The following is a 789-nucleotide window of genomic DNA, read 5'->3' on the forward strand; positions in this document are numbered from 1 at the left end:
TCGGCCGGGGCGGGCCGCGCGGCATCCGCCGACGTCGCCGCGTACGCGCTCGGCCTCGGCGACGACTCGCTCGTGCTCGCGCAGCGGCTCGGCGACTGGATCACGCGGGCACCCGAGCTCGAGGAGGACGTCGCGCTCGGCAACATCGCGCTCGACCTGCTCGGCCACGCGCGCTCGCTGCTGCACTACGCGGGCACGCACGACGGCCGCAGCGAGGACGACCTCGCCTACTTCCGCGACGAGCCCGACTTCCGCAACGCCTGGTTGTTCGAGCAGCCCAACGGCGACTTCGCGCACACCATCGCCCGGCAGCTGGTCGCCTCGACGTACCTCGTCGAGCTCTACCGGCACCTCGAGTCCTCGACGGATGCCACGCTCGCGGCGATCGCCGCGAAGGCGTCGAAGGAGGTCGACTACCACCGCGACCACGCCATCCAGTGGACGCTCCGCCTCGCGGGCGGCACCGACGAGTCGCGTCGCCGCATGGTGCGCGCCGTCGAGCAGACCTGGCCGTACGTCGAGGAGCTGTTCCGCGACGACGCCGTGGTCGCGAGGCTCGCCGACGAGGGCGTCGCGCCGCTGCCGTCGTCGCTGCGCGACGCGTTCGACGCCGTGATCGACCAGGTGTTCGCCGAGGCCGGCCTCGCCCGGCCCGAGGGCCGCACGGCGTTCGTCGTCGACGGCCGCGGTCGCGAGGGCAGGCACACCGAGCACCTCGGTCCGATGCTCGCCGAGATGCAGGTGCTCGCGCGCGCGCACCCGGGGGCATCGTGGTGACCGCGGCCGAGG

1 protein-coding gene is annotated in these 789 nt (G+C 74.0%); it reads left to right on the top strand.

Annotated elements, in window-relative coordinates; translation table 11 throughout:
* The coding region (paaC, locus tag ESO86_RS17895) for a 1,2-phenylacetyl-CoA epoxidase subunit PaaC (RefSeq protein WP_129236046.1) at window positions 1-777 on the top strand (777 nt) is incomplete at its 5' end.
* Window positions 778-789 lie beyond the last annotated feature (12 nt).

This window comes from Agromyces binzhouensis, assembly GCF_004135055.1.
Taxonomy (GTDB): Bacteria; Actinomycetota; Actinomycetes; order Actinomycetales; family Microbacteriaceae; genus Agromyces; species Agromyces binzhouensis.